Origin of the sequence: Bartonella sp. TT110JLCBS, assembly GCF_042193405.1 — a bacterium.
Classification (GTDB): Bacteria; Pseudomonadota; Alphaproteobacteria; order Rhizobiales; family Rhizobiaceae; genus Bartonella.
Genome location: NZ_JBHILT010000052.1, coordinates 1 through 4,055 on the forward strand (window position 1 = coordinate 1; position 4,055 = coordinate 4,055).

Annotated in this window: 8 protein-coding genes; 6 read left to right on the forward strand and 2 right to left on the reverse strand. The window is 35.0% G+C overall.

Annotated features, from left to right (window positions below):
- Window positions 1-287 precede the first annotated feature (287 nt).
- Window positions 288-620, reverse strand: coding sequence for a helix-turn-helix domain-containing protein (locus tag ACFILW_RS08950; RefSeq protein WP_375612684.1), 333 nt, complete (start codon window positions 618-620; stop codon window positions 288-290).
- 112 nt (window positions 621-732) lie between these two features.
- Here ACFILW_RS08950 and ACFILW_RS08955 point away from each other — a divergent pair, with 112 nt between their 5' ends.
- The 3 genes from ACFILW_RS08955 to ACFILW_RS08965 are packed head-to-tail and all read left to right on the forward strand — an operon-like array spanning window position 733 to window position 1,916.
- Window positions 733-1,011 carry a hypothetical protein gene (locus tag ACFILW_RS08955; protein ID WP_375685600.1) on the forward strand — a complete coding sequence of 93 codons (279 nt, stop codon included), beginning with the start codon at window positions 733-735 and terminating at the stop codon, window positions 1,009-1,011.
- A gap of 10 nt (window positions 1,012-1,021) precedes the next feature.
- On the forward strand, window positions 1,022-1,675 hold the full coding sequence (locus ACFILW_RS08960) for a hypothetical protein (protein WP_375685602.1): 654 nt from the start codon (window positions 1,022-1,024) through the stop codon (window positions 1,673-1,675).
- Window positions 1,676-1,685: 10 nt separating this feature from the next.
- Entirely contained in the window at window positions 1,686-1,916 is a 231-nt protein-coding gene (locus ACFILW_RS08965) for a hypothetical protein (RefSeq protein WP_208434686.1), read from the forward strand.
- Window positions 1,917-2,003: 87 nt separating this feature from the next.
- On the opposite strand, the gene ACFILW_RS08970 is transcribed toward ACFILW_RS08965, so the two are convergent.
- A complete protein-coding gene (locus ACFILW_RS08970; RefSeq protein ID WP_375621782.1) occupies window positions 2,004-2,675 on the reverse strand; it encodes a hypothetical protein in 672 nt (223 codons plus the stop codon).
- Window positions 2,676-2,741: 66 nt separating this feature from the next.
- Between ACFILW_RS08970 and ACFILW_RS08975 the strand changes: the two genes are divergently transcribed.
- From ACFILW_RS08975 to ACFILW_RS08985, 3 genes are all read left to right on the forward strand, one after another.
- Window positions 2,742-3,215 carry a crossover junction endodeoxyribonuclease RuvC gene (locus tag ACFILW_RS08975; protein ID WP_375685604.1) on the forward strand — a complete coding sequence of 158 codons (474 nt, stop codon included), beginning with the start codon at window positions 2,742-2,744 and terminating at the stop codon, window positions 3,213-3,215.
- Window positions 3,205-3,528: a DUF1376 domain-containing protein gene (locus tag ACFILW_RS08980; RefSeq protein ID WP_375685606.1), complete on the forward strand. Its 324-nt coding sequence runs from the start codon at window positions 3,205-3,207 to the stop codon at window positions 3,526-3,528. The genes ACFILW_RS08975 and ACFILW_RS08980 overlap by 11 nt, the downstream gene beginning before the upstream one ends.
- On the forward strand, window positions 3,518-4,055 hold a 538-nt coding region (locus ACFILW_RS08985; protein ID WP_375685608.1), incomplete at its 3' end, for a DUF1376 domain-containing protein. The genes ACFILW_RS08980 and ACFILW_RS08985, both read left to right, overlap by 11 nt.

Below are 4,055 nucleotides of genomic sequence, written 5' to 3' on the forward strand. Positions count from 1 at the left end.
GTTCTTCATTTTCGCACATCACTAAGAGAATTTCATCAGAATTTATAAACACTGGTTTATTCACAAATGCCTCCATACAGCCTATTGGCAAAAGTTATTTTCTAAGATATGGGAGATAAATATATGCAAAAAGTGCAAGTGTCAACATAAAAATGTAAAAAGTGCATATTTATGCTAGATATGTTTTTTTAAAAAGTGCACTATCCACAATTTATGGAGATACAAAATGCAAATAGCGGAACAAGATTCTAATCTTTTAAAAGGGTTTTCTCAGAAAGAAAAGGAAACTATAACTTATCTTTTGATTGCCTTAAAAACTCAATATATAAAATCACAGACTTCTTGTTTTCTTCAGAAAGATCACGATAAAAATTCATAAATTCTTGATCAACATCATTGAAGAAATTGGGGGGGGGCTCGTTAAAAAACTCAGCTATTTTAACTAATTCCCCAATACTTATGCTTCTTGATTTTCCATTTTTGTAAGGATTAATCATTCTGCTTATAGTGGATTGATGGATTCCCAAGTAGGCGGCTAGTTCTATTTGAGCACCGTGTCCGCGCTCGTCTAATTTTTTTTCTAGCCATTGTTGGATACTTTTTTCAATATTGCTACTCATAATTTAAATATTATCCCTAAAAATACGTAAAATGCAAAAATGTGAAAGGTGCATTTTTTGTTGACATATGTAAAAAGTGCAATTATTTATTGCGCTGTTATGGAGATTACATATGCCTTCGAGATTCATTATAAAATATTTAGGTGGTTTCAAAACTGTAGCAACCATAGTGCAAAGAGATGTGTCATCTGTTTATAGATGGCGTGATATACCAGCAAAACACCAGCAAAAAATTTTAGATTACGCACGTGAGCATGGGATAGATTTGCGTCCAGAAGATTTTTTTTATCCCGAGCGCTTGCAGAGATTAATGCAAGAGCAACACCCCCCATTGTCGAAAATTAGCAAGAGCTGCGGTGTTGATCACACCGGAGAAACTTTACAGCATTAAGGAGATAAAGATGAGTTCGAATGAAATTTTATGGATAGCAGTGGTTTCAGTTTTGCTCTTAAGCGGAGTGATGTTTCGTATTGCATTGCATTATCGCGACCAAGTTAAGGCTCTTTCAGAGGAGATTCAATATCTTAGGGCAAGAGTAAAAAAGGTAAATACTGATTTTATATTAGGGAATAGAAATATAACTTATGAATGTGATGCGGATATAGGAAAGTCTGAAGCAGAAATTAAAAAACTGAAGCAAGAGATTAAAGAACGTGACGAGAAAATTAAACAACTGAAACAAAAGACTGAAGAGCATGAAAAGGCGTTCAGAAATGTAAGTGAAGTTGTAATGACACTCGAAGCAGATGTTCAATCACGTGATACGGAAATTAAAGAACTGAAGCAAAAGATGGAAGAATGTGACGACGAGGAAATTGATGAACTGAAGCAAGAGATTAAAGAACGTGAGGAGGAAATTAAAGAACTGAAACAAAAGATAGATGCGTACCGAGAAGAGTTTAAACGGAAAAGTGAAAAGATACAGGCACTAAAAGCAGATGTTCAATCACGCGACGAGGAAGTTGAAAGACTAACACAAGAGCTTAAACAGCGTGATGAAGCAGTAAAAGTGCCGCCTCATAAGAATAAGAAGAGTAAGAAGAAGGGTAAGTGAGGAGAGAGAGATGAGTTTAGTAGCAATTATTACGTTTTTTACTACCAATGCGGTTATGTTCTTTTGTGTTATCGCTATGTTCTTTTTTGTTTTGCTCTATCGCAATAGAGAACAAGAGCTCAAAACAGAACTGAAGGAAAAAGATATATTAATTGTAAAGTTAAATATGTCAATTGAAGAGTTGAAAAAGAAAGTACAAGAAAGAAGAGTTATAGGAACCTTTGGAGGTTATGATTCATGAAAAAGAACAAACTAATAAATACTTTCATCTTCTCACCTTAATAGGTGAGAAGATAAGTAAAACCTAATTCCCAATCTTATAAGATTATCATCGTTGATGACTTAATTTTCGAAAAAAGCTGGGCCAAAAGCGAACTTCAAGTGTTTTATGTGGGTCATATGATGAAGTATGTTCTAAGATAAAGATCGGAACGGATAGTTTATCATGATTTTCTGTTTCTATGGAGCGAATTTTTAATTCCCATCGAAAACTATACCCACCATTCACTGTAAATAGGTCAATTCCTCTTTCTAATACGTTGTTTTGGATGACAGGATTTGTTGTAACGGGAGTTATTAAATCGATACATTTGGGAGATGTTTTAAGAATGCTTCTTGGAGAGCTTTGAGAGTATGGATAAGGAGTTGGATAGAATGCTTGAACGAATTCGAAAGGGCTATTTTCATCTATTCGTATATAGTTCATTTTCATTGGTCGGTCTGTGGGGTTTTTGATGGAAAATTCTATGAGAATACCTTCTGGTGATAGATCTTCAGGTTTAAGATTAAAGATCTCAACTTTCATCTTTGGTCCTAAACCTTCTGCTATGTTTTCTGTCCACAAAGTTTCTAAGGAATTTCTTATCATTTGGGGAAGGTCTTTTTTCAATATACTTTGTCTTTTGAATGTTGCGAGTTCTGTTTCAATGTTATTCAATTTATTGTTCATGTTAATTGTAATGTCAGTTAATTCTACAAAATTTTCTTGCATATTTCTCATATCTCTTTCTCCTCCGCTTTGGGAAAACAGTAATTTTATAAAATACGTTTTGTATGGAGAGGAGCGGTGATTAACACGATTCTTTGTTTTGATCTAGGTACCAAAACGGGGTGGGCGATACGTGGTGCAAGTGGTGACATGTTTAGTGGTACCGTGAATTTTCAATCGCGCCGTTTTGAAGGCGGTGGAATGCGTTACTTGCGTTTTAAACAATGGCTATCAGAAATAAAGCAGACAGCAGGTCAAATTGACGTGGTGTATTTTGAAGAGGTGAGGCGTCATAAAGGTACAGATGCAGCGCATGTTTACGGTGGTTTGTTAGCAACGTTAACGGCGTGGTGTGAACAGCATCAGATACCGTATGAGGGGATACCAGTAAGTACGATTAAGAAAGCGACGACAGGCAAGGGGAATGCGTCGAAAGAAGAGATGATTAAGGCAATGTGTCTTAAAGGACACAAGCCATGTGATGATAATGAAGCAGATGCTTTAGCAATTTTATATTTAGTTAAAGAAAGGGAATTGGGGTATGTCCAGTAAATTACCATGGACGAGGCTTTTTGCAGACAAGTGGGCAATAGTTGTTGATTATTTGCCTGCTGTAGAGGGCAATATCTATATGCGATTACGGTTACGTATGTTGCATACTGGTGAACCTCTTTTTTATAATATTAAAGTTTTATCTAATTACACGGGTTATTCAGTGAAGAAGTTTGAAGCGGCACTGAATGTTTTGCTTGAAGAAGGATATTTCATTCGTTTAGCAGATGGTCGCTTGTGGAATTTAGATGTTGAAGAGGAATTAAAAGAAGCAGCTTTTACTGAAGAGCAGGAGGGTAATTATGGCAAATAAATTACCTTGGGTACGTAATTTTTATCAAGAGTGGATTATGGACTTTGCTGGCACTGATGCAGCAGAAAAAGCCACTTATAGTACACTCACTGCTTTTATGTATAGAACTTGTGAACCTCTTTATGATGATGCCTCTGTTTTAGCACGTGCTGTTGGCTGTTCAGTACAAACTTTTAAAAAATCATTAGAAAAACTCATTCGAAAAAAATTAATTATCCGCTTGGAAAATGGAAATTTATGGAGTGCACAAGTTGAAGAAGAGTTACTAAATTGCAATGAGAATTTAAATAGACTCTCAGAAAAAGCTATAAAAGCTGCGAATACTAAGAGAAATAAGCAGAAAGATAATTCATCAAGAGAACATGATGATGTCATGATGACATCATCACGAGGTCATGATGACATCATGATGAGTTCATCACGACAACACATTAACATTAACAATAACAATAACAATAACAAAAAAAATAAAAATATTATTTTATCAAAAAGAGAAATTGATTTTGAAAATTTAGAAACAAACGATT